We start from the raw sequence: 26,127 nt of genomic DNA, 5'->3' as shown, positions 1-26,127 counted from the left end.
GCCTCTTCGGCATCCCGCAGAATGGATGACGTGAGGTGTGCCCGAGGGACGTCGGGCGCGGACGTCGATGCGGCCCCCTGGTCCGCTCCGCCCGCTGCCCGTACATCGCGAATCGGCCAGGCGCACCCGTGAGACGGCGTAGGAGAGAAGCGAGACCTGTGAGTGCTGCGACGACGCGAAGCCGTACCCCCGACCGCCTGTGCGCCGAGGCGGTAGACCTCGCCAGGGAGGCTGCCGAGGAGGCCGCCGCGCCCGGCGTCGTCGGCGAACATGTCGAGGTGGTCGCCGAGGGTGACCGGGTCGTCACGCACTTCTTCGAATGCAAGGAGCCGGGCTACCGCGGCTGGCGCTGGGCGGTGACCGTCACCCGCGCCTCCCGCGCGAAGGTGATCACCCTCGACGAGACCGTCCTGCTCCCGGGCCCCGACGCGCTCCTGGCGCCCGAGTGGGTGCCGTGGAGCGAGCGGCTGCGCCCCGGCGACCTCGGCCCGGGTGATCTGCTGCCCACCGAGGCCGACGACCTGCGCCTGGAGCCCGGCTACAGCGGCGAGGACGCCCCGCCGCCGAACTCCGCCGTCTCCGAGGAGATGGCCGAGCACCTCGACGTCGAGGACGCGGAGATCACCTCCCGTACGCCGTCCCGGGGCTCCATCGCCTCGGTCGCCGAGGAGCTCGGCATGCGGCGTGCCCGGGTGCTCTCCCGGTACGGGCTGCGCGTGGCCGCGGACCGCTGGGAAGAGGCGTTCGGCGAGAAGACGCCCATGGCCCAGGCCGCCCCGGCGACCTGCGCGTCCTGCGCCTTCCTGATGCCGCTCGCCGGCTCCCTGAAGCAGGCCTTCGGTGTCTGCGCCAACGAGTTCTCCCCGGCCGACGGGCGGGTCGTCTCCCTCGCGTACGGCTGCGGCGGCCACTCCGAGGCCGCGGTCATGCCGAAGCCGCCGCGCCCCGCCGCGCCGGTCCTGGACTCGATGGGCTCCGACGAGTTCGTGCTCCGCCCGCCCCGCGACAGCGGTTCGGTCCCGCCGGAGGCGGACGGCGCCTCGGAGGACCTCGGCCACTCCTGACCGGGCGCCCTGCGCGGTGACGGCCCGCCGCGGATCTATTTTTGAATGGTCCGCGACGGGTGGTTCCGACGGCGTTGAAGGGTACGCGCGCAGGCGCGGTACCTTTCGGCCGCGGCACGTCCCGTGCGGCCCGGACAGAGTGGAGTCACAGCGTGAGCGTCAGGACGACGACCGGTGGAGCCGACCCCTTCGGTACCGCCCGGCTGCGCCGGGGTGTCCTCGACGCCTGGGGCGCGAGCCCCGCGCGCTTCCGCGAGGACGCCAACGCCGAGGAAGATCTCGCCCTCGGCGGCTACCGCGACCGGCTTGTGGTCGAGCTGGCCCAGAACGCCTCCGACGCCGCCGGCCGCGCCGGGGTGACCGGCCGGCTGCGGCTCACCCTCCACCCGGCGGGGCCCGACACGCCCGCCGTGCTCGCCGCCGCCAACACCGGCGCCCCGCTGGACGCGACCGGTGTCGAGTCGCTGTCCACGCTGCGCGCCTCCGCCAAGCGGGAGAACGACACCGCCGCCGTGGGCCGCTTCGGCGTCGGCTTCGCTGCGGTCCTGGCCGTCAGCGACGAGCCCGCCGTCCTCGGCCGGCACGGCGGCGTCCGCTGGTCCCTCGCCGAAGCCTCCGAGCTGGCCCGCGAGGCCGCCCAGGCCAGCCCCGGCCTCGGTGACGAACTGCGCCGCCGCGACGGCCATGTGCCGCTGCTGCGGCTGCCGTTGCCCGCTGAGGGCACCGCCCCCGAGGGGTACGACACCGTCGTCGTACTGCCCCTGCGCGACCCGGCCGCCGTCGACCTGACCGAGCGGCTGCTGCGCTCCATCGACGACGCGCTGCTGCTCACCCTGCCCGGCCTCGCCGAGGTCGTCATCGAGACCGGCGACGGCGTCCGCGTCCTGCGCCGCTCCCAGCAGGGCTCCTACGTCCACATCGACGACAGCCTCGGCGGTACGAGCCGCTGGCGGACCGTCGCCCACGGCGGCGCCATCGAACCGGCCCTCCTCAAGGGCCGGCCCGTCGAGGAGCGGCTGCGCCCGCAATGGTCGGTGGTCTGGGCCGTGCCCGTCGACACCGAAGGCGCCCCCCTCACCCCCCGTACGGCGCCCGTCGTGCACGCCCCCACCCCCACCGACGAGCCGCTCGGCGTGCCCGCCCTGCTGATCGCCACGCTCCCGCTCGACACCACCCGCCGCCACCCCGCGCCCGGCCCGCTCACCGACTTCCTGGTGCAGCGCGCCGCCGACGCCTACGCCGAACTGCTGGCCGCCTGGGCGCCCGTGTCGTCCGCCACCATCGACCTCGTACCCGGCCCCCTCGGCAAGGGCGAGCTCGACGGGGCGCTGCGCGCGGCCGTCCTGGAGCGGCTCGGACGGGTCGCGTTCCTGGCCCCCGCCGCCCCCTCCGAGGAACTGCCCGCGCTGCGGCCGCTGGAGGCCGAGATCGTCGAGGGCGCGGGCGCCGACACCGTAGGGGTCCTCGCCGAGGTCCTGCCGACGCTGCTGCCCGCCGGCCTGGAACGCCGCGTCGAGCTGCGGACCCTCGGCGTCGGCCGGGTTCCGCTCACCGACGCGATCGACCGCCTCGCCGGCCTGGAGAAGGACCCCGACTGGTGGTGGCGGCTCTACGACAGCCTCGCCGGGGTCGACCCGGACCGGCTCACCGGCCTGCCCGTGCCGCTCGCCTCGGGCCGCACCACCATCGGCCCCCGGCAGATCCTCCTGCCGCTGCCCGAGACCCCGGCCGACCTGGCCCGGCTCGGCCTGAAGGTCGCCCACCAGGACGCCACCCATCCGCTCCTGGAGAAGCTGGGCGCCCTGCCCGCCACCCCGCGCGCGGTGTTGACGACCCCTCAGGTGCGGGCGGCGGTCGCCGCGTCCCTCGACGCCGGGGAGGTCTGGGACGAGGACGCCGACACCCTCGACGCAGAGGAGCTCGCCGAGACCGTCCTCGCGCTCGTCCGTGACGCCGGACTCGAACCGGGCGACGAGCCCTGGCTGGGCGCGCTCGCGCTGCCCGACGAGGACGGCGAACTCGCCCCGGCCGGTGAGCTCGTCCTGCCCGGCTCGCCCTTCGCCGCCGTCATGCGCGAGGGCGAACTCGCCCTGTGCGACGCCGAGCTGGCCGAACGCTGGGGTGAACAGCCCCTCGCCGCCTGCGGTGTCCTCGCCACCTTCGCCCTCGTCCGCGCCACCGACGTCGTCCTCGACCCGGACGAGCTGGAGCCCCGCGACAGCGACTTCGCCGAGCCCGACGACGCCGGTCTGCTCGACGCCGTCGACGTGTGGTGCGAGGACGTCCTCGACCGACTCCCCGACACGCCCGTACCGCCCGTGGCCACGGAGATCGTCGCCGTACGGGACCTGGACCTCGTCGACGACGACGCCTGGCCGCAGGCGCTCGCGATGCTGGCCCGGCCGCCGCTGCGGGACGCCCTCACCCAGCCCGTACGGATCCTGCTGCCCGACGGCACCACCGAGACCGTACGGCCCTACACCGCCTGGTGGCTGCGCGACCACCCCGTCCTGGACGGCCGCCGCCCCGCCGGTCTGCGCGCCGCGGGCACCGACCCGCTGCTGGCCGGTCTGTACGACTCCGCCGACGCGACCGGCTTCGAGGACGAGCAGGTCCTGCGGGCCCTCGGGGTACGGACGTCCGTCGCCGCCCTGCTGGACGAGCCGGGCGGCGCCGCCGAACTCCTCGGTCGGCTCGCCGACCCGGACCGAGAGGTGACCGGCGCCCAGCTGCACGCCCTCTACACCGCCCTCGCCGACCTGGACCCCGAGCAGGTCACCCTCCCCGACGAGCTGCGCGCGGTCGTGGACGGCGAGGTCCGGGTGGTGGACGCCGCGGACGCGGTGGTCGCCGACGCCCCCGACCTGCTGCCGCTCGCGGGCGGTCTGCCCCTCCTGCCGGTCTCGCCGACCCGCGCGGCGGACCTGGCCGACCTGTTCCAGGTCCGGCGCCTGGGCGAGACCGTGGAGGCGGAGGTCACCTCCCTCGGCGAGGAGCACGAGGTGCCGCCGTCGGTGCACGCCCTGCTCGGCCCGGCCACCCCCGAGGTGTACATCGAGCACGACGAACTGCGCGCGGGCGGCGTCGAACTGGACTGGCGCCGCACCCCGGACGGCGTCATCCACGCGGCCACCCTGGAGGGTGTCGCGGCGGGCCTGGCTTGGGCAGCGGGCCAGTGGCCCCGCCGCTTCGAGGTGGCGGCGCTGCTGGAAGACCCGTCGCGGACGGCGGAGCTGGCGCGGGACCGCTGGTTCGACTGAGCCGCGGAAGCCGGCGCTACGGGCGTACCGCGTCCGGCTCCCTGGTCGCAGCGGTCCGCTGCTGGGACATCCGCAGGGACGGCATGCGCCCGCCGGACGTGGGACGTGTGTAGCCGCCCCGGCGGATCGTTGCGGCGCTCCGTGAGCTGATGCCTCCGTGACCACCGCCCCTCTCGCCTTCGGGCGGGAGGGGGCGCTTCGTCATGTCGCAGGTTGCGCGCAACCAGGCCTCCGCCAACTGCCCTCGCAATTCCGCGCAACTGACGCCCACCGATGGACAACTCCCAGCATGCTGGTGCTCCACCCAGCGAGGACGGAGCACCCCATGACGCTCAGGTTCATCGGTACCACCAGCGAGCACGGCAACTGCCCCACCCTGTACGAGGTCGTCGAAACCGGGGACATTGTGGTCCAGGGCGACGAGCTCGCCGACGAGGAGCACCGGGCCCAGCTGCGGGATCTCGGGGTCAAAGAGACCGCCGTTGTCATCCCTCGCGAGCTCCTCACCCGTTTCGCCCCCAAGGAGTGACTGTGCCCACGCTGATGCCCTTCGAGGAGATCACCCACCTGTTCGGCGAGTTCCAGCACAGTGCTTTCCGCCTGGAGACCCGACGCGGGTACGCCACGGACCGGGCCGGTGCCCGCTTCCAGGCGTTCATGCGCGGCGTCGATCCGGCCCCGGAGCCGGATCATCCGTGGAACGTGAACGTTCGCCGGAAGGCCGAGCAGGGTGCCCGGTTCTCCCGGGTGCGGATCGTTGACGAGCCGCCCACCGACGGGCAGCGGTTCCTCATGGCGACCGCGGCCGGGAACGTAGAGGCGGGCGAAGACATCCGCATCATTTCCCGTGGCAAGGCGGAGGGCCTCAGCCTGCCTGCCTACGACTTCTGGCTCTTCGACTCCATCACCTTGGTGCGCATGCACATCGACGACACCGACACCACGACAGGCGTCGAGCTGGTGGAGGACCCCACCGAAGTACTTGCCGCATGCCGGGCCCGTGATGCCGCCCTGGCGGCTGCCGTGCCTTCTGCCGATGTGTGGGCAAGGGTACGTTCGTCCGTGTGACCACGGACTTCCAGAGCGGTCGAGAGGCCCTCGGCGCGCGCCTGAGCGAATTGCGCGCCGAGACCGGCTTGAACGGCAAGGAGTTCGCGGAGCGGCTCGGCTGGCAGCGCTCGAAGGTCTCCCGTCTCCAGAACGGCCGGCAGACCGCCACGGCTGATGACTTGGAGGCGTGGGCGAGCGCTTCGGGGCGCCCCGAAACCGCACCCGAGTTGCTGGCCCGGTTGCGGGGCCTGGAGTCTCAGCAACGGCACTGGCGCCGGCAGCTGGCCTCTGGTCATGCGCCCGTGCAGGATCGCTACGTCGTCGAGTACCGGCGAACTGCCACGATGCGCGGGTACGAGGCCACGGTCATTCCGGGCTTGTTCCAGACGCCGGAGTACGCCCGCCATCTCCTGGTGCAGAACGCGGATTTGATGAACTCACCCCGGGACACGGACGCCGCCGTGCAGGCCCGTATGCGCCGTCAAGAGGTCCTCTACGAGCCGGGCAAGCTGTTCCGTGTCCTGGTCTGGGAGGCCGCCCTGCACGCCGTGGTGGGCGCAACGGAGACCATGGTTGGTCAGCTCGACCGGCTCGTCGGGCTGATCGGCATGTCAACGGTGGAGCTCGGCATCGTCCCCCTCGGTGCCGGTATGGGTATCACGCCGAAGCACGGCTTCTGGATCTTTGACGAGGAGCGGGTCATCGTCGAGACGATCAACACGGAGCTGCAATATGACTCCGCTGACGACTTGGCGCTGTACGGGCGGGTGTGGGACCGGCTCGACCGGTCCGCCGCCTACGGGGCAGCGGCACACCGCCTGATTGCGCGCGCACGCCGCACGATTGCGGCGACCTGAGCAACCGTCGCCAATCGTCCGGTTGGCCTGCGCAATCCCGCGCAATTGGACGGACGGGCCACCGCATGCTTCCTACGGTGCTGGTCATGGCAACTCGCACCCGCAGGGGTCGGCCCTGCACGCCAGTTGGATCTGCATCACGCATGCAAGCCGGGCCGGATCGTCACCGCCTCCAGCGACGTGGCCCGCACCGCTCGCTGCGACCGCGCAAGACCGCCCGCGCCTTCCCTTATCCCCCTCGGGCGGAGGCGTTCGGATGAGCAGCCCGGGTATCGCAGTGAGTGAGGCCCCCAGCCCCGTGGTCCGCCCGTGCTTCTGCCATCGGAGGATCACGTGACCACACGTCACTCGGCCCGCCTCCTGGACGCGCCGACCCTCGAACGGCTCGCGGTCTCCACCTGGGTCGACGGGACCACGCTCTTCCCGCGCTGCTGCGTGCTCATCACCCTCGACCCACTCCGCCCAGGCGTGTCGCCCGACCGCACCCTTCCAGCGCTGCTCGCGCTCGCGCACGGGCTGCACCTCACACCGGCCGGAGAGCCCTCCGCGTACGCGGGTTGGCAGGTCTACATGAGCAACCTGGTCGTTGCCCTCGACTACGGCCACACCGACCACCTCATGGTCATCCCCTGGCCCCGTCCCGACTGGCAGACGACCGCCCGGGTCTCCCGGCGCGTCCACATCTCGCTCGGTCTCGACCCGCTGCCCGCTCGCCCGAGCAGGAAAGAGCGGGACTCCTACCTCGCCCGTACGTCGGCGACCGGCCGTCTGTGGACCGGCACCAGCCTCGTGCGCTGACTGATCGGAAGGAACCGACCATGCCCGCGAACACATGCGAGGAGTGCGGCACGCCCGTCGTCACGACATTGGTGGCCGCACGCGCCGATCGCGACATCTACGCCTGCGCGCAGCACCGCCGCGCACTGGCCGCGCCTGAAAGCGATGTGCTGACGCAGCTGGCCCAGCACCAAGACCTGGCCCGGCGCAGAGCGGCGCGCTGACCGAACTCCTGGCCGCTGGTGGCGCCGATGATCAGCGGCCAGGTTGCACCCCCTGAGCCCCCGTTCCGGCTGCTCATTCCCTGGCAGGACCGCAGCCGGAACGGGTCATGCACCACCCGTCCGAGAGAAGGGCACGGCACATGAGGATCACCGTACAGCGCTGGGCAGTCGCTGCCGGGAACGAAGAGAACTCTTCCGGTGAGACCGGCTCGGGTTCCGACGGCCAGGAGGGCAACCCCAGCCATGGTTGCGGCGACAGCAGCCGCTTCACGCAGTAGAGCATCGTGCGGGTGGTCCGCTCCGCGAGGCAGGCGGACCCCCGTCACCGAAGGGGAGACCTCATGGCGAAACTCGTGACGGGCTCGGGCCGGGTCACCGTGTTGCCGTTGCTGCACACGTGGCCGGATCAGCACTGCCTGTTCGCGTACACGACGACGGGAGTGTTCGGGGACACCGCGATCGTCGGGCACGTGCCCGTTCCCGGCATCCCGGACGTCGATCTGATGGACATCGCCGCACGCCACGAGCCGAGTCGGCTGTACGGCTCCGCGGGGGGCGAGAGGTTCGCCGCGGCCTGCTGGCTGATCTGTACCGGCTGGAGCGGTCGCACGGTGCCGAAGCCTGGCCGTCTGGAGATCGAGGACGCGGCCTGGTCGTTGGAGATGGAAGGGACGACGGAACTCGGGAGGATCATGTACGGCCATGAGCGGTTGCAGGCGGGACGCCTCACACTCGCCGACCCCGAGCTGATGGAGCAGGCGCGGGCGGTGCTGCCTGCCCTCCGTGGGACTCCGCTGCCCGCCTGACTCGCGGCCCCCACGTCGCCTACGCGAAACGCCCGGACGGGAAACCCCGGCCGGGCGTCTTCACCTGCGTTTTTGTGGCTATCGCACGTCGACGTAGTCGGCGGGCCCGGCCACCGCCGTCGTCGTGTCGGTCGCCGGGGACGTCAGGCGCCAGTAGCCGTCGTGCCAGGCCGCCAGCGTCGTCGTCACCTTGCCGGTGGACGGCGTGGTGAGCGTGCGGACCTTCGACCAGGTGGTCGTGCCGGCCTTCTTGAACTCCAGGGTGACCGGGCGGCCCGCGTACGGGACCTTCTTGCCGGACAGCCAGTCGGAGACCGTCAGCGTGCCGGAGGCCGTGAGCTGGCCGCCGCGGGCGACCGGCTCGGGGCCGGCGTCCGAGGTCAGCGCGGTCGGCCGCATGATGCGGGTGGTGCCGGCCGTGTGGTTGTCGACGAAGCCCGTGCCGTCGGCGGACTCGACGTACGCGGCGACGTTCCAGACGCCGGCCAGCGCGTTGTCGGCCAGCTCCGCCGGGGAGAGGCTCCCAAGGAAGGTGCACGTGGACGTCGTGGCGTCCGTCTTCGTGCAGCCGGACCGGTACATCCCGACGACCGCGGTGGGCCGCTCGTACGAGCCCCGGTAGAGGTACATGTCGCTGCCGCGGATCCCGGCCGGGTCGCTCGCGGTGAACTGGGCCTCCACATCGATCCAGTCGCGGCCGTAGGCGCCGTCGAGGACGATCGGCTTCCCGCCGTTGACGCTCACCCCGGACAGGGTGGTGGCGCCGGCCTGCTCGCTCGGCAGCGTGGTGGACCCCGGCCCCGCGAAGGCGCGGATCACCGTGGACCGGTTGGTGAAGCCGCGGCTGTCCTTGCCGGAGGCCCGCAGGGACACGAACCGCGCGGTGGCCGGGACGGTGAGTGCGGCGGAGGCCGAGGCCTCGGTGCCGGGGACCGTGAGCGCGGTCCAGGTGGCGCCGTCGTCCACGGAGTACTCCAGACCCGTCAGGGTCGCGGCGGTGTTCGCGTCGCGCGAGGCCGCCTTCGCGGAGATCGTGACCGGCGCGGTGCCGGCGGTGTTGTGGACGTCCAGGCCGGTCGTGTCGAAGGTGACGTCGACCAGTTCGCCGAGGGGCTGACCGACCGGTGTGGTGTTGGAGTACCCGTCGGAGGTGAAGGTCCACTCACGGGTCACCCGGGTCGACAGGCGCTTCTGGAGCCCGCTCCGGGTGGTCTCGTGCACCAGCTGGTACGGGGCGGCGTCGGCCGGCACGTCGACGCTCGTGCTCTGCGAGCTCGGCACGTTGCGCTGGTCGGTGAGGACCGTTCCGCGCGAGGTCAGCTTCACCGACTTGTAGGCGGCGCTGTCGGAGCCGACATTGCCGTCGGCGTCGCCGAAGGCGTTGTACTCGGCGATCCACATACGGTCGCGGGTGCGGCTGGTGCCGTACGGCGACTTGTCGGGGCCGAACGGCGCGCGGCCGATCGTCTCGGGCGCGCCGGTGCCGGTCAGGGTCCGGTCCGCGAGCTCCAGGCGGTGCCGTCCGTACTCCAGGGCCCGCCCGAAGGTCTGGCCCGGGGTGACGTACTCGGTGACCGTGCTCGGCATGTACACCGGCGCGTAGGTCTGCGGGTGGACGTCGCCCATCTTCGCGTACGAGTGGAGGTAGCCGGTCTGGTTGGTGGCCTGCGAACGCAGCGTCGTGGTGGTCTTCGCGAGGGAGCTCGTGACGACCTTCACCATCGCCGTGGTGGGCACCGTCCGCTGGAAGGTGTGCACCAGGTCGTAGACGTAAGGGGTGGGCTTGGAGACGCCCGAGCCGTACTTGGTGAGCTTGTCGTGCACGACGACGTTGACCCCGGTCACGCTCAGCGGGGTCACGAAGGTGCGGCCGCGGCCGCCCGCGTCGCCGAACGTGTCGCCCTTGGGCGTGGTCAGCCACACGGAGGCGGAGCTGCGGCGCGCGGCCGGGTCGTCGGGGACGATCCCGACCTCCTTGGCCGCGGCCTGGTCCCAGACGACCGACACCGGCGCGGAGCCGACGGTGAAGCCCTTGGCGAGCAGGTACGAGGGCTGCTGCCAGGAGGAGTAGCTGATGACGGCGAGGTACGTGCCGGCGGGCAGCGACGCGGTGCCCGTGAGGTGGTACTGGTCCGCGTTGACCTCGTACGACATCCACGTCGACAGGTTGTAGACGCGCATCAGCGAGCCCGCGGCGGCCGTGGAGTTGGCCACCGAGAACGTGACGGTCTGGTTGGCCGTGGCCGCGAAGGACTCCGCCGGGGCGCTCGACGTCGAGGCCATGCCCGTCTTCACCGTCGTGGACGGCACCGGCTTGCCCTGTCCGTGCGGCTGGACCTCCAGCTCGCCGCCGGTGTGCGCGAAGGCGTACCGGCCGGGCTGTTCGGCGCCGGGCGCCGGGAGGACCTGGAAGCCGGGCGCCGCGCTCTTCTTCCCGCCCGGGGTCAGTTCGAGGCGCTCGCCGGTGGCGAGCGTGGCGCCGGTCGGGGCGCCGGTGGCCTGCGCGGCGGCCGTCGGGCCCTCGGCGGCCTGTGCGCCTGCCGGCGCGATCAGGACGGCGGCCGCGGCCAGCGCGGACGCCAGGGCGCCCGTGGCGCCTTTTCGTGCAATTCCGGATATGCCGGTGTGCCGCATTTTTCGCGGATCTCCCCACCCTCAGCGACCTGCGGCGGAACTCCGCCCGCAGGTGTCACAGCGATCGCTGTGGGCACAGGGTAGAGCACCCTGGCCGCGGCCTTCACCGGGGATTTACGCGGGGAACTTCCGGTCCACCCAACGCCAGGCGAACTCCAGCAGCGCCGCCCCGGCCGCCGCGATCGCGACCGCCGCCCACGGCATCGTCGTCCCCACGAGCTTGAGCGCGAAGAAGTCCTGGAGCCAGGGCACGACCAGCACGAGCAGGAAGCCGCCGCCCATCGTCGCGACCAGGGCGATCCGCCACCACGTGTAGGGGCGGGCGATGATCGCCAGCACCCACATGGAGACCAGGAAGAGGGTGAGCGTCGCCGCGCTCGTCTCGGCGTCGAGCGCGCCGGGGCCGCTGTAGTGGGAGCGGGCCAGGAGGTACGTGGTGAAGGTGGTGGCGGCCGCGATGATGCCGCCGGGGATGGCGTACCGCATGACCCGGCGCACGAAGTGGGGCCGGGCACGCTCCTTGTTGGGGGCGAGGGCGAGGAAGAAGGCGGGGACGCCGATGGTCAGCGTGGACAGCAGGGTCAGATGCCGGGGCAGGAAGGGGTATTCGACCTGCGAGCAGACCACGAGGACGGCGAGGAGGACCGAGTAGACGGTCTTCGTCAGGAAGAGCGTGGCGACCCGGGTGATGTTGCCGATGACCCGGCGGCCCTCGGCGACCACCGAAGGCAGCGTGGCGAAGCTGTTGTTGAGCAGGACGATCTGGGCGACGGCCCGGGTCGCCTCGGAACCGGAGCCCATGGAGACGCCGATGTCGGCGTCCTTGAGAGCGAGGACGTCGTTGACGCCGTCGCCGGTCATGGCGACCGTGTGGCCGTGCGACTGGAGGGCGCCGACCATGTCCCGCTTCTGCTGCGGGGTGACCCGGCCGAAGACCGCGCCCTCGTCGAGGGCCTTGGCCATCCCGTCGCGTTCGGCGGGCAGGGTGCGGGCGTCGACGGTCCGCTCGGCGCCGGGCAGGCCGAGCTTCCCGGCGACGGCGCCGACGGAGACGGCGTTGTCGCCGGAGATGACCTTGGCGGCGACGTTCTGGTCCGCGAAGTAGGCCAGCGTGTCGGCGGCGTCGGGCCGCAGCCGCTGTTCGAGGACGACCAGCGCGGTGGCGCGGGCGTCGTGGGCGACGTCGGGGTGGTCCAGTTCGCGCCCGGAGCGGGCGAGCAGCAGCACGCGCAGGCCCTGCTCGTTGAGGTGGTCGATCTCGGCCAGCGTCGGGTCGTCGGCGTTCAGCAGCACGTCGGGGGCGCCGAGCAGCCAGGTGGACGTCTCGCCGTTGCCCTCGCTGAAGGCGGCGCCGCTGTACTTACGGGCCGAGGAGAACGGCAGCGACTCGGTGCAGCGCCAGTCCTCGCTGTCGGGGTAGGTGTCGATGATGGCTTGGAGGGAGGCGTTGGGCCGCGGGTCGGACTCGCCGAGGGCGCCCAGCACCTTCCGTACGTACGCCTCGTCGCTGCCGTTGAGGGGGCGCAGCTCGGTGACGTCCATGCCGCCCTCGGTGAGGGTGCCGGTCTTGTCGAGGCAGACCACGTCGACGCGGGCGAGGCCTTCGATGGCCGGGAGTTCCTGGACGAGGCACTGCTTGCGGCCGAGCCGGATGACACCGATCGCGAAGGCGACCGACGTGAGCAGGACGAGTCCCTCGGGGATCATCGGGACGATGCCGCCGACGGTCCGGGCGACGGAGTCCTTGAAGTTGGTGTCCTTCACGACGAGCTGGCTGATGATCAGGCCGATCGCGGTGGGGACCATCATCCAGGTGACGTATTTGAGGATGGTGGAGATGCCCGAGCGCAGCTCGGAGTGGACGAGGGTGAAGCGGGAGGCCTCCTCGGCGAGCTGGGCGGCGTAGGCCTCGCGGCCGACCTTGGTGGCGGTGAACGCGCCGCCGCCGGCGACCACGAACGACCCGGACATGACTGGGTCGCCGGGTTTCTTCAGGACGGGGTCGGCCTCGCCGGTGAGCAGCGACTCGTCGATCTCCAGGTTGTCGGCCTCGGCGAGCTCGCCGTCGACGACGACCTTGTCGCCGGGCCCGAGTTCGATGAGGTCGCCGAGCACGATCTCGGAGGTGGAGACGGCGCCGGAGACCCCGTCGCGGCGGACGGTGGGTTTGGCCTCGCCGATGACGGCGAGGCCGTCGAGGGTCTTCTTGGCGCGCAGTTCCTGGATGATGCCGATGCCGGTGTTGGCGATGATCACGAAGCCGAAGAGGCTGTCCTGGATCGGCGCGACGAAGAGCATGATCACCCACAGGACGCCGATGATGGCGTTGAAGCGGGTGAAGACGTTGCCGCGGATGATGTCGGCGGTGGACCGGCTGGAGCGGACGGGTACGTCGTTGACCTCACCGCGGGCGACGCGCTCGGCGATCTCGGCGGAGGTGAGCCCGCCGGGCCGGTGCACGACGGGCCGCTCCGGCCCGGCCGGCGCCCCGGCGGACGGCCCCGTGGGCTCACTGCCATCCGTGTCGATCTTCGCCCGCTGAGTCATGGTTCCGACGGTACGACCGGAGGGGCGCGTTCACCCCCCGAGCGGGCGGAAGATCAGACCGGGGTAGGACGGGAATGGTCCCCAGGCACTACGCGCGGTCGGACTCCGCCGCTCGGGCCTTGAGCGCCGCGTCGCGCTTGATCGCCGCGTCCCGCTTGCGTACGTACCAGATGCCGATGAGCCCGAGGCCGGCGCCGGCCAGGCAGGTCCACACCCACCAGGTGGCGTCGCGGTCGTCGAACCAGCCGTAGAAGGGGACCTGCACCAGGAAGAGGACGAACCACAGAATCGTGCCGCCGGTGATGGTGGCGACGACGGGCCCCTCCAGGGGCTCGGGCGCCTCGTGCGTGGGGGTCCATTTGGCCATGGCCCAAGTCTAGGCGGCCAGAAATGCGGTCTACGCGCGGAGATGGACTCGCCTTCGTTCATGTGTTCATACTGAAACGGTTTGCCTCAGGCGGGTTTCCTTCGTATGAACCGCCAAATGGACACCCATCTCCGCAGAGGAACCCCATGAGCACCACGGCCACCGCCAAGGCCACCTCCCCGGAGCCCAGCGTCCCTCAGGGCCCCGTCTCCGGCATCGACCGCTACTTCAAGATCTCCGAGCGCGGCTCAACCGTCGCCCGCGAGGTCCGCGGCGGCTTCGCCACCTTCTTCGCGATGGCCTACATCATCGTGCTGAACCCGATCATCCTCGGCAGCGCCAAGGACATGTACGGGCATCAGCTCGGCGGCGGCCAGCTCGTGACCGCGACCGTCCTCACCGCCGCCTTCTCGACGCTCCTCATGGGTGTCATCGGCAACGTCCCGATCGCGCTCGCCGCCGGCCTCGGCGTCAACACCGTCGTCGCGCTCCAGCTCGCGCCGCGGATGTCCTGGGCGGACGCGATGGGCATGGTCGTGCTCGCCGGTCTCGTCGTGATGCTGCTCGTCGCGACCGGTCTGCGCGAGCGGGTGATGAACGCCGTCCCGGTCGGCCTGCGCAAGGGCATCGCGATCGGCATCGGCCTCTTCATCATGCTCATCGGCCTGGTCGACTCCGGCTTCGTCTCCCGGATCCCGGACGCCGCCCACACCACCGTGCCGCTCCAGCTCGGCGCCGACGGCCACCTCGGCGGCTGGCCGGTCCTCGTCTTCATCCTGGGCACGCTGCTCACCCTCGCGCTGATCATCCGCAAGGTGGCCGGCGCGATCCTGATCTCCATCGTCGTGATGACGGTCGTCGCGATGGTGATCAATGCCGTCGCCAAGGTCCCGTCCTGGGGCCTGACCACCCCGAAGTGGCCCGGCAACCCGCTCGCCTCGCCCGACTTCGGGCTGGTCGGCGAGGTCAGCCTGTTCGGCGGCTTCGAGAAGGTCGGCCTGCTCACCGGCTGTCTCTTCGTCTTCACCGTCCTGCTGTCCTGCTTCTTCGACGCGATGGGCACCATCCTCGGCGTCGGCGACGAGGCCAAGCTGATCGACAAGGACGGCAACTTCCCCGGCATCAACAAGGTCCTGCTGGTGGACGGCCTCGCCGTCGCCTCCGGCGGCGCCACCTCCTCCTCGGCCACCACCTGCTTCGTGGAGTCCACGGCGGGCGTCGGCGAGGGGGCCCGTACGGGACTGGCGTCCGTCGTCACCGGCGCGCTGTTCTCCGTGGCGCTCTTCCTCACCCCGCTCGCCACGATGGTCCCGTCCCAGGCGGCCACCCCTGCGCTGCTCGCGGTCGGCTTCCTGATCCTGGCCGGGTCGATCAAGGAGATCGACTGGAGCGACTTCACGATCGCCGTCCCCGCGTTCCTGGCGATGGTGATGATGCCGTTCACGTACTCGATCACCAACGGCATCGGCATCGGCTTCATCGCCTTCGCCGTGCTGCGGCTGGCGACCGGCCGCGGCCGGGAGGTCCCGGCGGCGATGTACGTCGTCTCGGCGGTGTTCGTCTTCTACTACGCGATGCCGGCGCTCGGCCTCACGTAAGCGAACCCACACAGGCGGGCGGGCCCCCTGGGGCCTCACGCCTTCACACCCTCACGTCAGACCGTAGAACTTCTCGGTTTCGTCCACGGCGGTCTTGAACCGCTCGTCGAAGTCGTCGCACATGAGCGTCCGGACCACATAGTCCTGGACGCTCATTCCGCGTTTGGCGGCATGCCCCCGGAGCCGGTCGAGCAGCTCACCATCTATGCGCAGGCTGAGCACTGTCGATCCCATGCCTGTCAGGTTCGCCGCAGTCAGCGGCCGGATGCGTCACTTTCCGGACCCGGCTCACTCCTTCGGGTGATAGATCCGGAAGAAACCGGGCGGCGGCACATACCCATTGGTCTTTAGGGAGGGTAATGAGTTACCCTAAAGACATGCCAGACCTGTCCCACGGCGACGCCATCGACACCGCCGCCGTGAACTCCCTCCGCTCGGCCGTCATGCGTCTGAGCCGGCGCCTGAAGCACCAGCGCGTCGACGAGTCGCTGAGCCCCACCGAGATGTCGGTGCTCGGCACCCTCTCGATGTGCAGCTCCGCCACCCCCGGCGAGCTGGCCCGCAAGGAGCACGTCCAGCCGCCGTCGATGACCCGCATCGTCGCGCTGCTCGAAGCGAAGGGCCTGGTCCGGCTGGAGCCGCACCCCGACGACCGCCGGCAGAAGGTGGTCACCCAGACCGAGCGGGCCGAGGCCATGCTCGAAGAGTCCCGCCGCCGGCGGAACGCCTGGCTGGCCACCCTCGCCGAGGGCCTGGACGAGGACGAGTGGGCCAAGCTGCGTGCCGCCGCCCCCGTGCTGGAGAAGCTCGCACATCTGTCCTGACGTAAGACGCCAAGGAGGCGACCCCTTTTGAGTACGGGATCCGGAGCAGACTCCGCCCCCGCACCGACCGCACCTACTTCCATGTTCAGCTCGCTCAGGACCCGTAACTACCGGCTCTTCGCAAGCGGGCAAGTCGTCTCCAACACCGGCACCTGGATGCAGCGCATCGCCCAGGACTGGCTGGTCCTCAGCATCACCGGATCCGCGTCCGCGGTGGGCATCACCATCGCGCTGCAGTTCCTGCCGATGCTGCTCTTCGGGCTGTACGGCGGCGTCCTCGCCGACCGCCTGCCCAAGCGGCCGCTGCTGCTGTTCACCCAGTCCGCGATGGGCCTGGCCGGGATCGCCCTGGCCGTCCTCACCCTCAGCGGCCACGTCGAGGTCTGGCACGTCTACGCCACCGCCTTCGTCACCGGCCTCGTCACCGTCGTCGACAACCCCGCCCGGCAGGCGTTCGTCGCCGAGATGGTCGGCCCCAAGGACCTCGCCAACGCCGTCAGCCTCAACTCGGCCAACTTCCAGTCCGCGCGGCTCGTCGGTCCCGCCGTCGCCGGTGTCCTCATCACCGCCGTCGGCAGCGGCTACGCGTTCCTGCTCAACGGCCTGTCGTTCCTCGCGCCCGTCGTCGGCCTGCTGATGATGCGTACGTCCGAACTGCACAAGGTCGAGCGGACACCCCGCGGCAAGGGCCAGCTCAGGGAGGGCCTGAAGTACGTCTCCGCCCACCCCGAGCTGATCTGGCCCATAGTCCTCGTCGGCTTCATCGGCACCTTCGGGTTCAACTTCCCGATCTGGCTCTCCGCCTTCGTCGACGACGTCTTCCACGGCCAGGCCAGCACGTACGGGCTGCTCAACACCCTGATGGCGGCCGGCTCCCTGGCCGGCGCCCTGCTCGCCGCCCGCCGGGGCGCCTCCCGGCTGCGGCTGCTTGTCGGCGCGGCGGTGCTGTTCGGCCTGCTGGAGATCGTGACCGCGTTCGCGCCGTCCTTCTGGCTCTTCGCGGCGCTGATGGTCCCGATCGGCATGTTCGGTCTGACCGTCAACGTCACCGCGAACTCCAGCGTGCAGATGGCGACGGACCCCGCGATGCGGGGCCGGGTGATGAGCCTGTTCATGATGGTCTTCACCGGCGGCACGCCGCTCGGTGCCCCGCTCTTCGGCTGGATCACCGACACGTACGGCCCGCGCGTCGGCTTCGCCGCGGGCGGTCTGATCTCGCTGGCGGCGGCCGTCACCGTCGGTCTCGTCCTGGCCCGGGTGGGCGGCCTGAAGGTCGCGGTGGGCTGGCGCCGGGGGCATCCCGAGGTCCACTTCGTGGAGAAAAGGAAGCTGATATCCGCGGCATGAGGAAGCCGACATCTGCGGCATGAGGAAGCTGATGTCCGCGGCGTGAGCAGACTCGTGACCGAGGCATGATGACGGCGGCACCGGCCCCGGTCGGTGGTGGGCACAGGCTCTCCACCGGCGGGGCGGGTGCTGCCAGACTCGTGTCATGAGGCTTTTCGCTGCCGTACTGCCGCCCCCGGCGCAGCTGACCGAGGTGGGGCACGTCGTCGACCGGCTCAGGGGACTGCCCGGCGCGGACGGGCTGCGCTGGACCGGGCGGCCGGGCTGGCACTACACCCTGGCGTTCATGGGCGAGGTGGACGACGAGCTCCTGCCCGAACTCCATGAACGCCTCGCCCGCGCCGCCCACCGCACCGACCCCTTCCCCCTCCGCGTCCACGGCGGCGGGCACTTCGGCCGCCGGGCTCTGTGGGCGGGCGCGGCGGGCGGCCTCGACGAGATGCGCCTGCTCGCCGAACGCGCCGACGCCGCGGCCCGCCGCTCGGGCATCCCGATGGACGAGCACCGCCGCTACCAGGCCCACCTCACCCTCGCCCGCGGCCGCGACGACACCGACCTGCGGCCCTTCGTCGCCGCGCTCGACTCCTTCGAGGGCACCCGCTGGCAGGTCTCCGAGCTGGCGCTCGTGCGCAGCAACCTCCCCGTGCGGGGCGTGGCGGGGGAGCAGCCGCGGTACGAGACGGTCGGTTCCTGGCCGCTGAAGGGCGCGGGTTAACCTCGAAGGGTGGACCCGAAGACCCGAAACCGGATCATGGCCGGTGTGCTTGTACTGATGTTCGCGATCATCGCTGTGGCGGCGGCCGTCGGTCAGTAGGACCCTTGCCTGGAGTGGACTCGAAGCAGTTGGCTTGTGCTCCATGGAGTACACGCAGCTCGGACGCACCGGACTCAAGGTCAGCCGACTCGTTCTCGGCACGATGAACTTCGGTCCGCAGACCGACGAACCGACCAGCCACGCGATCATGGACGCCGCGCTCGACGCGGGTCTGAACTTCTTCGACACCGCCAATGTGTATGGGTGGGGCGAGAACAAGGGCCGGACCGAGGAGATCATCGGCGGCTGGTTCGCCCAGGGCGGCGGCCGCCGGGACAAGACCGTGCTGGCCACCAAGGTCTACGGCAACATGACGGGCGACGGCGAGCCGGTCTGGCCCAACCACGACAAGCTCTCGGCCCTCAACATCCGCCGGGGCGTCGAGGCCAGCCTCAAGCGGCTCCGTACCGACTACATCGACGTCTACCAGTTCCACCACATCGACCGTCTGACCCCGTTCGACGAGATCTGGCAGGCGATCGACGTCCTCATCCAGCAGGGCAAGATCCTCTATGCGGGATCCTCGAACTTCCCCGGCTACAAGATCGCCCAGGCCAACGAGGCCGCGGCGCGCCGGGGCATGGTCGGCTTGGTCAGCGAGCAGTGCCTGTACAACCTCGCCGAGCGGCGGGCCGAGATGGAGGTCATCCCGGCCGCCCAGGACTATGGCCTCGGTGTGATCCCGTGGTCCCCGCTCCACGGCGGCCTGCTCGGCGGAGTCATCAAGAAGGAGGTCGAGGGCGGCCGCCGCGCCTCCGGCCGGGCGGCGGACGCGCTGGCCGACCCGGTCGTACGGGCGCGGATCCAGGCGTACGAGGACCTGCTCGACAAGCACGGTCTCGCGCCGGGCGAGGCGGCGCTGGCCTGGCTGTTGACCCGGCCCGGCGTCACCGGCCCGATCGTCGGCCCGCGCACCCCCGAGCAGCTGGGGGGCGCGCTGCGCGCCCTGGAGCTGGAGCTCCCGGACGCGGTGCTGGCCGGCCTCGACGAGATCTTCCCCGGGCCCGGGCCGTCGCCGGAGGCCTTCGCCTGGTGAGTGGGCCGGCCTGGGCGGTTTGGACAGGCCGGCTTCGCTCGGGCGGGTGAGAGGGGCGTGGACAGCGGCGATGACGGTGCGTGTGCGTTTTGAATGCGTCACATGGCACTGAAAGGCATCTCCGCTGTCGTCCTGGCCGTCGCCCTCGCGACGGCCGCGCCCTCCCTCACCGCGCCCGCCCCCACGTCATCCCCCGTGAAGGCGAACCCGCCCGCCGTCCCGACGGTCTTGCTCGGTGACGCCTTCATCGGCGGCTACGGCATCGCGCCCGTCGACGAGACCCGGCTGCCGTGCGTACGGGCGCAGGAGAACCTGCCCGACGTCATCGAGGACCAGCTCGCCGACCAGGCGATCCTGCTGAACATCACCGCGGACGTCGCCTGCGCCGGGGCGCGGCTCAACCACGTCTGGGAAGAGCAGGACCTCGGCGGCGGCATGACCGCGCAGCCGCAGAAGAAGGTGCTGGCGAAGTCGACGGAGCTGGTGGTGGCCGGACTCGGGGCCAACACCGTCGGTCTGGGCCGGATCCTCAAGCAGTGCTCGGAGCGGCTGCGCGGTACGGAGGGGGCGCTGCTGCCGGACAAGGCGGTGAGCGCCCGCTCCAAGGCGACGGACTGTGCCGCGTACTTCACCCGTGGGGCGGGGAAGGCGTGGCTGGCGGCCCGGTTCGAGGAGACGGGGAAGGACCTCGACAAGCTGTTCTCGGAGATCGGCAGCGAGTCGCCGTCGGCCAAGGTGGTCCTGGTCGGCTATCCCCGGCTCGTACCGAAGGACACGAAGCTGTGCCGGGCGACGCTGCCGGACGGGGGCGGGAAGCCGCTGGCGGACGTGCCGGAGGCGGCGCTGTCCTTCCTCGACAGGAAGGTGCAGGCGCCGCTGAACACCCTCATGCGGCAGAAGGCGAAGCAGCACCACGCCCACTTCGTGGACCTGTACGCGGTGAGCGGGGCGTCCACCGCGTGCGACGGGTCGGACCGGGCGGTCGGCGGTCTGCTGGAGCAGTCGATGGTGACGCTGCTGCACCAGAAGCTGCCGTGGTTCCTCCAGGCGAACGAGACGGGCCGGGACACGTACGGCGACACGGTCGCGCAGTTCATCGCCCGCGAGGTGTACGGGCGGGGGCCGGCGTAGCCGCCCGGCTGAGGTCGGTCCTGCTCGGCGGTCAGGGGGCGCCGAGCCAGCTGGTGGCGTCGAGGCGGAAGGCGGTCTCGGGCGGTACGACCGTCCGCAGGCCGTCCTCGATCCCGGCGAGCCGGTCCGGACCGAGCGCGGCCGCCCACTGCCCGCGGAGGGCGTCGAAGATCGCGGCGGAGCGGGTGAGGACGTCGACGCCGCGCGGGGTGAGCCGGACGAGCTTGCGTCGCGCGTCGGCGGGGTCGTCGGCGCGCTCGGCGTAGGCGAGGGCGACGAGCCGGTCGACGGTCTTGCCCGCGGCCTGTTTGGAGACCCCGAGCCGGCGCCCGACGTCACTGGCCGTGGCGCCGGCGGGGCCGCCCGCGGCGATGGCCTGGAGGGCGAAGCCGTGGGCGGGGCGGACGTCGGGGTGGCCTTGGCGGGCGAGTTCGGCGTGGAGCCGGTCGATGAGGGTGCGGAAGCCGGCGAAGAGGAGCAGGGGCAGCTCGAAGCCGGGGGGTTCCGGAGAAACCCCCTTGCCGGGATCGACAACCTGGTTTACGTTTCTCGCATCGAACTGGTCAACCATGTTGTCGATCGTATCGCCCTTTCCGTACCGGACCTCTCTTGGAGCCGCCTTGTTCACCGACCACACCGTCGAGACCGCCCCGTCCGCCGCCCGCCGCGCGATGGAGGCGGTGACCACCAACTTCGGCCACCTCCCGCAGGCGGTCGCCCGCATGGCGGAGTCCCCGCACACGCTGGACGGCTTCCTGAAGCTGAGCGCGCTGTTCGAGCAGACGACGCTCGACCCGCACTCCCGCGAGACGGTGATCCTCACCGTCGCCACTCGCAACCAGTGCCACATCTGCATCCACCTCCACGAGGCGAAGCTGGCCAAGCTGGGCTCGGCGCCCGACGAGAACCGCCTTGAGGCGGTGGCCCGCTTCACGCACCAGGTGCTCGCGTCGGCGGGCGCGGTGAGCGACGAGGAACTGACGGCGTTCCTGTCGGCGGGGTACACCCGTCAGCAGGCGCTGGAGGTCGTGCTGGGTATCGGCGCGTACACGCTGTCGACGTTGGCGAACCGGCTTACTCGGTCGGCGTGAGCGTGCGCATCAGTTCCTCGGCCTCGGCCGAGCGGCCGGTCCGGGCGAGGAGCTCGGCCAGGCTGAGGGCGGCGTTGCGGTCGCCGTTCGCGGTCGCAGCGCGGAGCAGAGGTTCTGCCTCTTCGGTGTTTCCTGCCTTGGCGAGGGCCATGCCGAGGAACGTGGAGACCTGGGGGCCGGCATCGATGGCGCGGCGGAACAAGGCTGCCGACTCGTCGAAGCGGCCGTCGATGAAGGTCAGTCCGCCCAGCATGACAGCCGCACTGAGGTCACCCTTGGCGAGGAGGGGGCGTAGGACGTGCTCGGCCTCCTCCCTGCGGTCCGTCTCGATCAGCAGGGTGGCAAGCGTGAGGGCGACGTCACGCGCACCCCCGGGCAGCTCCCCCCGAAGCAGGTGCTCGGCCTCCTCATGGCGGCCGGAGGAGCGGAGAACCTTCGCAAGGGGGACCACCGCATGTGGGTCGGCGTCCATGTGCAGTGCCCGCAGTATCGGCTCGGCCTCGTCGTGGCGGCCCATGTCGATGAGCAGCAGGGCAAGTCGAAGGGGAGCTTCCGGGAGGTCCGACGCCACGGCCTCGCGGAGGAGGGACTCGGCCTCGCTGTGTCGGCCTGTGGTGGCGAGCAGGCCTGCGAGGGGAAGGACGGCTTCGGTGGTGCCATCGTCCACGGCCTGACGGAGATGAGGCTCGGCCTCGGCATGGCGGTCTCGGACGAGGAGGAAGGCCCCGAGCGCATAGGAGGCGGAGAAGTGTTTGTGCTCGAGGCCGGAGCGCAGCCACCTCTCGGCCTCCTCGACGCGTTTGTCCAGCGCGAAGACCAGGCCGAGTGCAGTCATCGCCTCGGCGCTCCCGGATTCGGCAAGAGAGCGGAACGCGCTCTCGGCGATGTGCGGTGCCTCCTCCCAAGCGCTGTACCCGATCGCCTGGCGATCGCCGTCGTCCGCCTCCCTCAGCGCCGCCTCCCACACCTCCTCCGGGACCGGCTCCTCCGCGTGGTCGACGAGGTAGTCGAACGGCAGCCACCGCCCGCCGTCCGCGGGCAGCAGCAGGCTCGTCACGCCGTGCCGGACCTTCCCGGCCCAGGTGAATGCCTCGTCCACGGGTTCCGGGCGGAGCAACTCCCCGCCCGCCTTGGCGAGATAGCGGCCGTGAAGTTCGACCAGCAGGTCAGGGGCGTACGGGCCGGTCAGGCCCGTACGACTCAGGTCGACGGCCGTGGCGACGAGTGCGGCGCCGCGTGGATGCCCGGTGGTCTTCCTGGCCCGGTCCCACTCGCTCCACAGGGCGGGTCCGGCGGCGACGTACTCCGCGATCCCGTACCGCTCGTGGTGGGCGAGCGCGTCGGCGACGCGGACGTCGTCGCAGGTTTCGGCTCGGGCCAGTTCGGCTTCCGACCAGAGGCGGTCCAGGTCGACGACCTCGGCGAGGCGGAGGACTTCCGCACCGACGGTACGGTCCCGGTCACCGCCGAAGGTGGTGTACTGCTTCAGCCGCATCGTCGCCACCACCGGCACCCCCAGATGCACCAGATCGCCCAGCACGTCCGGCTGGAGCCCGTCCGGCCCGAGGTAACGCTCGAGGTCGTCGAGCCAGAGGAGGCACGGCCCGGACGCGGTCTCGACGGCGTCCGGGATGAGCGCGAGCGCGGTGCTTGGCGGCGGGGCGATCACCCGGCGGGCCGGGTGGACCTCCCGTACCGCCTCGAACGCCGCCCGCGTCTTGCCGGCCGTCGAGTCGCCCACCACGACCGTCAGGCCAGGCCGGGTGATCCGCTCCCGCAGGCGCGCGTCGATGTCGCGGGGGACGTACGGCGGGAGCGTCGTGCCGTCGGTGCCGGGGCGGGCGCGGTGGGCGCCTGCCGCGAGGGCGTCCCAGTCGGCGGCCAGGGGCCAGCGGGCGGGATCGCGTAAGGGGCGGGGGAGTTGGTGGCGTGCGACGGAGTTGATCGTCACGTTGCCGATGGACCCGGCCTGGACGACGTTCTCCAGCGACCCGCCCGTGACGTTGTTCTCCCCCATGCCTTGCACGGTAGCGCGGCTCAGTCCACGGCGGCGTACGGTCCGCCCAAGCCCCATCCCTGGTGCATCGCCGTCGCGAAGGCCGCCGCCAGTTTGTGTTCGCCCGACGGGCCGGGGTGCGTGCCGTCGTACGTGTCCGTGTGGATGTCGTAGTCCCCCGGCGGGGAGGCGAGCAGCAGCGGCGAGCGGGCCGTGTCCAGGTCGGCGACCGTCTTGGCGAGGAGGTCGTTGAAGCGGTCGCACTCGGCGGCGAAGGGCGCGTCGGCCTCGGCCCGCACGTTGGGGATGACCGGCAGCATCACGGCCCGTACGTGCGGGTTCGCGGCGCGGGCCTGGTCGAGGAAGTGGCGGACGTTGGCGGCGGTTTGGCCGCTGTCGGTGTAGAAGCCGAGGTCTATCAGGCCCAGCGAGATCAGCAGCACGTCCGCCTCGGCCGCCGTCACCGCCGCGCCGATCAGCGGGGCCATGTGCAGCCAGCCCTCGCCCCAGCCGGCCAGGTGCCTGCGCGCCGGGGCCGGGAAGGCGGGGTCGGCGTAGGCATGGGAGACGGCCGCGTCGGCGGTCGTGTCGTACAGCTCGGTGCGCGGGCCCACGATCTCGTGCGGGCCGTCGGGGCAGCGGCCGAGGTGCTGCCACATCCGGTAGCGCCAGGTCCAGTCGCCGGCGCGTCCGATGGTCATGGAGTCGCCGACGAACATGAAACGCATGGGGTCATCATGGCGGAATGCCGCTGTGAGCTGCGACGTGATGCTGACCACGGCCTACCGTTGAGTCCATGCGAACGCTTCTGCACGTCTTCGGTGCCGCCGCCCTCGTTTTTCTGGCCGCCTCCCCCGCTGCCGCCGCCGACGACGACGTGGAGCGTTTCACCATCAAGGACCCGAGGGTCACCGAGTCCAGCGGGCTCGCCGCCAGCCGGCGCCACCCGGGCGTCTACTGGACGCACAACGACCAGGACGCGCCGCTGATCTACGGCATCGACGCGAAGACCGGCGAGACGGTCGCCACGCTCACCATGAAGGGCGTCGGCAAGCCCCGTGACATGGAGGCGATCTCGATCGGCCCCGACGGCGACATCTACGTCGGTGACATCGGCGACAACAAGGACGGCACCTGGGACCACGTCTGGATCTACCGCTTCCCCGAGCCGGAGCAGCTGCGGAACCAGACGGTCCAGGCCCGGCAGTACGACGTGAAGTACGCGGACGGGCCCCGCAACGCCGAGGCGCTGATGGTCCATCCGAAGACCGGGCGGGTCTACATCGCCAGCAAGAACGAGGACGGCGGCGGGCTGTACGAGGGGCCGGCGAAGCTCTCCACCTCCGGTACGAACGTCTTCCGCCGGATAGGGGAGGTGCCCTGGGTGACGGACGGGGCGTTCTCCCCGGACGGCACCGAGCTGACCCTGCGCAGCTACTTCAGCGCCCGCGCCTACGTGTGGCAGAACGGTCGCCTGGGCGCGGACCGTTCCGTACGGGCGCCGTTCCAGGGGCAGGCGGAGTCGGTGACGTACACGCCGGACGGGTCGGCGGTGATGTTCGGCACGGAGGGGGAGAGCAGTGAGGTGATACGGGTCGCGACGGAGCGCGCGGGGGCGACGCCTCCGGCGAAGCCGGGGCGGCCCGCGCCGGGGGACTCCACGGACGGCGGCGGGTCCGAGTCCGAGGGGTCCAAGGGGAGCTTCGCCCTCGGGGTCGTCGTCCTCGCCCTCGCCACCGCGCTCGTGGTCGGCGGCAAGCGGCTGCTGCGCCGCGGCTGACGTGCGCCGGCGGCCCCGCGCGCCGGGCGTTCACCAGCCAGTCGGCGTCGGCGGCGCCGCGCCGGGCGTTCGCCAGCGCGGTAACGTGCGTCGGCGGCCGCGACCGGGCGTTCACCAGCGCGCTGGCGGCGTCGGCGGCCCCGCGCCGGGCGTTCACCGGCGCGCTAGCCGGCGTCGGCGGCCCCGCGCCGGGCGTTCACCAGCGTCTCGAAGCCGTCGAGGAGCCGGTCGAGCCCGAAGGTGAACTGGTCGTCCTCGCGGGAGAAGGTGTCCTCCGCCAGCTCGGCCATCTGCGGATAGTCGCCCGACGCCATGGCCCGCTCCAGGAACGGGCGCTGGCCCTCCCAGAAGTCCTCGTCGCTGACGCCGGTCTCCTTGGCGGCCTCGGCCGTCTGGATCTCCATCCGGGCCATTCCGGTGACGAAGCTCTGGACCGTGACGATGACCGAGATCGTCTCGTGGTCGCTCAGCCCCATGCCGTGCTCGCCCTTGAGCCCCGACAGGCACAGCTCCAGGCCGCGCAGCGTGGACGGGCCGAGGACCGAGCGGGCTTCGTTGACCTTCAGCAGCCAGGGGTGGGCGCGGTAGAGCGCGAGATGGGTGCGGGCGAGCCGCTCGACGGTGGTGCGCCAGTGCGTCGGCGGCGGTGGCGCGTCGGTGAGGGACTCGCCCTGCACCCGGTCGAGCATCAGGTCGAGCAGCTCGGTCTTGCCGGGGACGTAGCGGTACAGAGACATCGTGCCGACGCCGAGCTCGGTCGACACGCGCCGCATCGACACCGCGTCCAGGCCCTCCGCGTCGGCGACGGCGACCGCCGCGGTGACGATCCGGTCGAGGGTCAGGCCGGGCTTGGGCCCGCGGCTGGGCCGCTCGCCGGTGCCCCAGAGGAGTTCCAGGCTGCTCGTCGTCATGGCCTCACTCTAA

At 71.5% G+C, this 26,127-nt stretch carries 24 protein-coding genes; 16 read left to right on the top strand and 8 right to left on the bottom strand.

Going from position 1 to position 26,127, the window contains the following annotated elements; translation table 11 throughout:
• Window positions 1–158 precede the first annotated feature (158 nt).
• From ACZ7LT_RS24715 to ACZ7LT_RS24680, 8 genes are all read left to right on the top strand, one after another.
• The gene (locus ACZ7LT_RS24715; protein ID WP_471238270.1) at window positions 159–1,064 is read left to right on the top strand and encodes a DUF3027 domain-containing protein; all 906 of its coding nucleotides are present in this window, start codon (window positions 159–161) and stop codon (window positions 1,062–1,064) included.
• Between the two features lie 152 nt (window positions 1,065–1,216).
• The gene (locus ACZ7LT_RS24710; RefSeq protein ID WP_471238269.1) at window positions 1,217–4,324 is read left to right on the top strand and encodes a sacsin N-terminal ATP-binding-like domain-containing protein; all 3,108 of its coding nucleotides are present in this window, start codon (window positions 1,217–1,219) and stop codon (window positions 4,322–4,324) included.
• A gap of 325 nt (window positions 4,325–4,649) precedes the next feature.
• A complete protein-coding gene (locus ACZ7LT_RS24705) occupies window positions 4,650–4,853 on the top strand; it encodes a hypothetical protein (RefSeq protein ID WP_019887313.1) in 204 nt (67 codons plus the stop codon).
• Between the two features lie 2 nt (window positions 4,854–4,855).
• Window positions 4,856–5,392, top strand: coding sequence for a DUF6879 family protein (locus tag ACZ7LT_RS24700; protein WP_471238268.1), 537 nt, complete (start codon window positions 4,856–4,858; stop codon window positions 5,390–5,392).
• A complete protein-coding gene (locus tag ACZ7LT_RS24695) occupies window positions 5,389–6,231 on the top strand; it encodes a helix-turn-helix domain-containing protein (RefSeq protein WP_471238267.1) in 843 nt (280 codons plus the stop codon). Before ACZ7LT_RS24700 ends, ACZ7LT_RS24695 begins: the two co-directional genes overlap by 4 nt.
• 333 nt (window positions 6,232–6,564) lie before the next feature.
• Entirely contained in the window at window positions 6,565–7,029 is a 465-nt protein-coding gene (locus tag ACZ7LT_RS24690; protein WP_471238266.1) for a hypothetical protein, read from the top strand.
• Window positions 7,030–7,049: 20 nt separating this feature from the next.
• Window positions 7,050–7,232 carry a hypothetical protein gene (locus ACZ7LT_RS24685; protein WP_471238265.1) on the top strand — a complete coding sequence of 61 codons (183 nt, stop codon included), beginning with the start codon at window positions 7,050–7,052 and terminating at the stop codon, window positions 7,230–7,232.
• A 341-nt stretch (window positions 7,233–7,573) separates the two neighbouring features.
• Window positions 7,574–8,038, top strand: a complete 465-nt coding sequence (locus tag ACZ7LT_RS24680; protein ID WP_471238264.1) for a hypothetical protein — start codon at window positions 7,574–7,576, stop codon at window positions 8,036–8,038.
• Between the two features lie 78 nt (window positions 8,039–8,116).
• Here ACZ7LT_RS24680 and ACZ7LT_RS24675 read toward each other — a convergent pair whose 3' ends face one another.
• The 3 genes from ACZ7LT_RS24675 to ACZ7LT_RS24665 form a co-directional block, all read right to left on the bottom strand.
• On the bottom strand, window positions 8,117–10,672 hold the full coding sequence (locus ACZ7LT_RS24675; protein ID WP_471238263.1) for a hypothetical protein: 2,556 nt from the start codon (window positions 10,670–10,672) through the stop codon (window positions 8,117–8,119).
• A 114-nt stretch (window positions 10,673–10,786) separates the two neighbouring features.
• On the bottom strand, window positions 10,787–13,219 hold the full coding sequence (locus ACZ7LT_RS24670) for a cation-translocating P-type ATPase (protein WP_471238262.1): 2,433 nt from the start codon (window positions 13,217–13,219) through the stop codon (window positions 10,787–10,789).
• Window positions 13,220–13,307: 88 nt separating this feature from the next.
• Window positions 13,308–13,586 carry a DUF2530 domain-containing protein gene (locus tag ACZ7LT_RS24665; RefSeq protein ID WP_471238261.1) on the bottom strand — a complete coding sequence of 93 codons (279 nt, stop codon included), beginning with the start codon at window positions 13,584–13,586 and terminating at the stop codon, window positions 13,308–13,310.
• Window positions 13,587–13,732: 146 nt separating this feature from the next.
• On the opposite strand from ACZ7LT_RS24665, the gene ACZ7LT_RS24660 reads away from it, so the two are divergent.
• Window positions 13,733–15,184 carry an NCS2 family permease gene (locus tag ACZ7LT_RS24660; protein WP_471238260.1) on the top strand — a complete coding sequence of 484 codons (1,452 nt, stop codon included), beginning with the start codon at window positions 13,733–13,735 and terminating at the stop codon, window positions 15,182–15,184.
• A 51-nt stretch (window positions 15,185–15,235) separates the two neighbouring features.
• On the opposite strand, the gene ACZ7LT_RS24655 is transcribed toward ACZ7LT_RS24660, so the two are convergent.
• Window positions 15,236–15,418: a ribbon-helix-helix protein, CopG family gene (locus tag ACZ7LT_RS24655; RefSeq protein WP_471238259.1), complete on the bottom strand. Its 183-nt coding sequence runs from the start codon at window positions 15,416–15,418 to the stop codon at window positions 15,236–15,238.
• Between the two features lie 143 nt (window positions 15,419–15,561).
• On the opposite strand from ACZ7LT_RS24655, the gene ACZ7LT_RS24650 reads away from it, so the two are divergent.
• From ACZ7LT_RS24650 to ACZ7LT_RS24630, 5 genes are all read left to right on the top strand, one after another.
• A complete protein-coding gene (locus tag ACZ7LT_RS24650) occupies window positions 15,562–16,008 on the top strand; it encodes a MarR family winged helix-turn-helix transcriptional regulator (protein ID WP_019887305.1) in 447 nt (148 codons plus the stop codon).
• A gap of 27 nt (window positions 16,009–16,035) precedes the next feature.
• On the top strand, window positions 16,036–17,355 hold the full coding sequence (locus tag ACZ7LT_RS24645; protein ID WP_471238258.1) for an MFS transporter: 1,320 nt from the start codon (window positions 16,036–16,038) through the stop codon (window positions 17,353–17,355).
• A gap of 145 nt (window positions 17,356–17,500) precedes the next feature.
• Complete coding sequence (gene thpR / locus ACZ7LT_RS24640) at window positions 17,501–18,070, top strand: RNA 2',3'-cyclic phosphodiesterase (protein WP_471238257.1); 570 nt, start codon at window positions 17,501–17,503, stop codon at window positions 18,068–18,070.
• A 142-nt stretch (window positions 18,071–18,212) separates the two neighbouring features.
• On the top strand, window positions 18,213–19,205 hold the full coding sequence (locus ACZ7LT_RS24635; protein ID WP_471238256.1) for an aldo/keto reductase: 993 nt from the start codon (window positions 18,213–18,215) through the stop codon (window positions 19,203–19,205).
• Between the two features lie 102 nt (window positions 19,206–19,307).
• Window positions 19,308–20,336 (top strand): SGNH/GDSL hydrolase family protein, encoded by a 1,029-nt coding sequence (locus ACZ7LT_RS24630; protein ID WP_471238255.1) that lies wholly within the window; start codon window positions 19,308–19,310, stop codon window positions 20,334–20,336.
• A 31-nt stretch (window positions 20,337–20,367) separates the two neighbouring features.
• On the opposite strand, the gene ACZ7LT_RS24625 is transcribed toward ACZ7LT_RS24630, so the two are convergent.
• Window positions 20,368–20,907: a MarR family winged helix-turn-helix transcriptional regulator gene (locus ACZ7LT_RS24625; protein WP_471238254.1), complete on the bottom strand. Its 540-nt coding sequence runs from the start codon at window positions 20,905–20,907 to the stop codon at window positions 20,368–20,370.
• A 49-nt stretch (window positions 20,908–20,956) separates the two neighbouring features.
• On the opposite strand from ACZ7LT_RS24625, the gene ACZ7LT_RS24620 reads away from it, so the two are divergent.
• The gene (locus ACZ7LT_RS24620; RefSeq protein ID WP_471238253.1) at window positions 20,957–21,427 is read left to right on the top strand and encodes a carboxymuconolactone decarboxylase family protein; all 471 of its coding nucleotides are present in this window, start codon (window positions 20,957–20,959) and stop codon (window positions 21,425–21,427) included.
• Here the strand turns inward: ACZ7LT_RS24620 and ACZ7LT_RS24615 are convergent.
• Entirely contained in the window at window positions 21,411–23,444 is a 2,034-nt protein-coding gene (locus tag ACZ7LT_RS24615; protein ID WP_471238252.1) for a tetratricopeptide repeat protein, read from the bottom strand. The genes ACZ7LT_RS24620 and ACZ7LT_RS24615 overlap by 17 nt on opposite strands.
• Before the next feature lie 20 nt (window positions 23,445–23,464).
• Window positions 23,465–24,151 carry a GDSL-type esterase/lipase family protein gene (locus ACZ7LT_RS24610; protein ID WP_471238251.1) on the bottom strand — a complete coding sequence of 229 codons (687 nt, stop codon included), beginning with the start codon at window positions 24,149–24,151 and terminating at the stop codon, window positions 23,465–23,467.
• Window positions 24,152–24,219: 68 nt separating this feature from the next.
• Here ACZ7LT_RS24610 and ACZ7LT_RS24605 point away from each other — a divergent pair, with 68 nt between their 5' ends.
• Window positions 24,220–25,203 (top strand): WD40 repeat domain-containing protein, encoded by a 984-nt coding sequence (locus ACZ7LT_RS24605; RefSeq protein ID WP_471238250.1) that lies wholly within the window; start codon window positions 24,220–24,222, stop codon window positions 25,201–25,203.
• A gap of 164 nt (window positions 25,204–25,367) precedes the next feature.
• On the opposite strand, the gene ACZ7LT_RS24600 is transcribed toward ACZ7LT_RS24605, so the two are convergent.
• Window positions 25,368–26,114: a TetR/AcrR family transcriptional regulator gene (locus ACZ7LT_RS24600; protein ID WP_471238249.1), complete on the bottom strand. Its 747-nt coding sequence runs from the start codon at window positions 26,112–26,114 to the stop codon at window positions 25,368–25,370.
• Window positions 26,115–26,127 lie beyond the last annotated feature (13 nt).

This window comes from Streptomyces sp. NPDC039465, assembly GCF_055639315.1.
Note: the sequence above shows the minus strand (reverse complement) of the source record. Positions and strands in the feature narration are given on the sequence as shown.

Coding starts and splice junctions, on each gene's coding strand:
- ACZ7LT_RS24660 (WP_471238260.1), top strand. CDS start 13,733: ATGAGCACCACGGCCACCGCCAAGGCCACCTCCCCGGAGCCCAGCGTC.
- ACZ7LT_RS24705 (WP_019887313.1), top strand. CDS start 4,650: ATGACGCTCAGGTTCATCGGTACCACCAGCGAGCACGGCAACTGCCCC.
- ACZ7LT_RS24670 (WP_471238262.1), bottom strand. CDS start 13,219: ATGACTCAGCGGGCGAAGATCGACACGGATGGCAGTGAGCCCACGGGG.
- ACZ7LT_RS24610 (WP_471238251.1), bottom strand. CDS start 24,151: ATGCGTTTCATGTTCGTCGGCGACTCCATGACCATCGGACGCGCCGGC.
- ACZ7LT_RS24685 (WP_471238265.1), top strand. CDS start 7,050: ATGCCCGCGAACACATGCGAGGAGTGCGGCACGCCCGTCGTCACGACA.
- ACZ7LT_RS24630 (WP_471238255.1), top strand. CDS start 19,308: ATGGCACTGAAAGGCATCTCCGCTGTCGTCCTGGCCGTCGCCCTCGCG.
- ACZ7LT_RS24635 (WP_471238256.1), top strand. CDS start 18,213: ATGGAGTACACGCAGCTCGGACGCACCGGACTCAAGGTCAGCCGACTC.
- ACZ7LT_RS24650 (WP_019887305.1), top strand. CDS start 15,562: ATGCCAGACCTGTCCCACGGCGACGCCATCGACACCGCCGCCGTGAAC.
- ACZ7LT_RS24615 (WP_471238252.1), bottom strand. CDS start 23,444: ATGGGGGAGAACAACGTCACGGGCGGGTCGCTGGAGAACGTCGTCCAG.
- ACZ7LT_RS24680 (WP_471238264.1), top strand. CDS start 7,574: ATGGCGAAACTCGTGACGGGCTCGGGCCGGGTCACCGTGTTGCCGTTG.
- ACZ7LT_RS24600 (WP_471238249.1), bottom strand. CDS start 26,114: ATGACGACGAGCAGCCTGGAACTCCTCTGGGGCACCGGCGAGCGGCCC.
- ACZ7LT_RS24625 (WP_471238254.1), bottom strand. CDS start 20,907: ATGGTTGACCAGTTCGATGCGAGAAACGTAAACCAGGTTGTCGATCCC.
- ACZ7LT_RS24605 (WP_471238250.1), top strand. CDS start 24,220: ATGCGAACGCTTCTGCACGTCTTCGGTGCCGCCGCCCTCGTTTTTCTG.
- ACZ7LT_RS24655 (WP_471238259.1), bottom strand. CDS start 15,418: ATGGGATCGACAGTGCTCAGCCTGCGCATAGATGGTGAGCTGCTCGAC.
- ACZ7LT_RS24675 (WP_471238263.1), bottom strand. CDS start 10,672: ATGCGGCACACCGGCATATCCGGAATTGCACGAAAAGGCGCCACGGGC.
- ACZ7LT_RS24665 (WP_471238261.1), bottom strand. CDS start 13,586: ATGGCCAAATGGACCCCCACGCACGAGGCGCCCGAGCCCCTGGAGGGG.
- thpR (WP_471238257.1), top strand. CDS start 17,501: ATGAGGCTTTTCGCTGCCGTACTGCCGCCCCCGGCGCAGCTGACCGAG.